Genomic DNA, 659 nt, shown 5'->3' with positions numbered 1-659 from the left:
GGTGATGGCCGGCATCGGGGCGGCGATCAACACCGGCGCGGTCAACCGCGACGACACCGTGGCCGTGATCGGTTGCGGCGGGGTCGGCGACGCCGCGATCGCGGGTGCCGCGCTGGTCGGCGCCCAAAAAGATCATCGCCGTCGATCTCGATGATCGAAAGTTGGAGTGGGCGCGGGAGTTCGGCGCCACCCACACGATCAATGCCGCCAATGCGGATGTGGTGAAGTCGATTCAAGATCTGACCGATGGCCACGGCGCTGATGTGGTGATCGATTCGGTGGGTAGGCCTGCGACCTATGAGCAGGCGTTCTACGCGCGTGATCTGGCCGGCACCGTCGTGCTGGTCGGCGTGCCCACCCCCGACATGACCCTGGAAATGCCGCTCGTCGACTTCTTCTCCCGCGGCGGTTCTTTGAAGTCCTCCTGGTACGGCGACTGCCTACCCGAACGCGACTTCCCCACCCTCATCTCCCTCTACCTGCAAGGCCGACTACCGCTGGAGAAATTCGTCTCCGAACGCATCGGCTTAGAGGAGGTCGAGTCGGCATTCCATCGTATGCACGCCGGCGAAGTCCTGCGCTCGGTGGTGGTGTTGTGAGCGGACAACGGGGCATCACCCGTGTGGTTACCAGCGGCACCTTCTCCCTCGACGGCGGAA

Annotated in this window: 1 pseudogene; it reads left to right on the top strand. The window is 64.3% G+C overall.

From position 1 onward, the window contains the following. Nucleotides 1-599 (top strand): annotated as a pseudogene (locus ACRCUN_RS34190) (zinc-binding dehydrogenase); the annotation flags it as partial. Between the last annotated feature and the right edge of the window lie 60 nt (nt 600-659).

The sequence above is a fragment of the Mycobacterium venezuelense genome (assembly GCF_054919535.1).
This window is presented reverse-complemented; position numbering and strand designations above follow the sequence as displayed.